General features: G+C 59.7%; 2 protein-coding genes. Both read right to left on the bottom strand.

Features of this window, described 5'->3' with window-relative positions:
• Nucleotides 1-165 precede the first annotated feature (165 nt).
• The gene (locus ACIBBH_RS42545) at nucleotides 166-600 is read right to left on the bottom strand and encodes a flagella synthesis protein FlgN (protein WP_049204124.1); all 435 of its coding nucleotides are present in this window, start codon (nucleotides 598-600) and stop codon (nucleotides 166-168) included.
• A gap of 40 nt (nucleotides 601-640) precedes the next feature.
• Nucleotides 641-952, bottom strand: coding sequence for a flagellar biosynthesis anti-sigma factor FlgM (flgM, locus tag ACIBBH_RS42540; protein WP_004934832.1), 312 nt, complete (start codon nucleotides 950-952; stop codon nucleotides 641-643).
• Between the last annotated feature and the right edge of the window lie 198 nt (nucleotides 953-1,150).

Raw genomic sequence — 1,150 nt, 5'->3', positions numbered from 1 at the left:
GTGACAAGTGGCCAAAGGGAAAGAAACAGCCAAATTCACGTTCTGCGCAGCCTGACGCATAACGTTAAGGGAACTCAGGAGGTGATGAGGTGAAAATGCGAGGGGATGCGCAAAAGTCGGCTAACGCGTGCCCGGTGATAGGCTCACCGGGCGAAATGAGTCAGGTCAGACGCCGATTTTTCTGCCGAGCAGGTTGCCGGCGTGCGACTGGCCGTCCGGGCCATACAGCGATTTGTTGTTCTTACTGAGGATAGCCAGCGCCTGAGCGTTGTGGTCGATCTGCTGATTGAGCAGCAGGCCGTTGTGCTGGTTCTTCTCACGCAGCGTTTGGCTCAGCAACTGAACGCGTTGCCAGCGATCGGCCAGAGGCGCATGGCTGGCATAGGGCGCGCGTTGCCCGCAGGTTTTTTCCTGCCCCAGGCGCTGTTGCTCGAGGTAAGCGACCGTCGCCAGCAGTTGGCTTTTGGCATCGGTGACGCGCTGCAAGGCCACGCCGGGCAACTGGCCGGAACACAGCAAGTCGTGCTCTTCCTCCAGCACGCCATTGAGCGCCTGCAGTGTTTCCAACAGTTTGTCCAGCAGTTGTACCAGCTTTTCCATAGTGATGACTTATCCTTTATCGCTACCCGCCGCCGCGTTGTCAGTCGCGTCCGGCGATCCATTGAACATCGCTCTGCGCGTCTTGCAGCAGTGCGTCGGCGATTTTGCCGGCGTCCATCTTCAGTTCACCGTTGCGGATCGCCTGTTTGATGGCCTCGACCCGGCCCATATCGATATCCTGGGTGCCCGGTTGCATCAGGCGCGCCTGCGCCTCGCTCAGTTTGACCTGTGTGCCGCTGACGGCGGTTTCGGCCACGGCGGCCTTGCGCGGTTGGAGCGGGTTGTCGGCCGGGGTTTCACGCGGTTGCACAGTGGAAACCGGCTGTAACCGCTGGGTGCGATCGATACTCATGGTCCATCTCCGTTTACGCCGTGGCCGCTCGGGGGCGACGACGCTGCAATGAAAGTTTTGCGGCCCTGGTGGCCAATAAAATGCTGCTTGATTTGTCTTATCGGCAAGGTTTGCGGAACCTTTACTTTTTTATAACGTAATGCGGATCGCGCCGTCGTCCCCGACCACGCCGCTGACGATCTGCCCGGACGCCATGCG

It is taken from the genome of Streptomyces sp. NPDC051636 (assembly GCF_044453765.1).
GTDB lineage: Bacteria > Actinomycetota > Actinomycetes > Streptomycetales > Streptomycetaceae > Streptomyces.
Note: the sequence above shows the minus strand (reverse complement) of the source record. Positions and strands in the feature narration are given on the sequence as shown.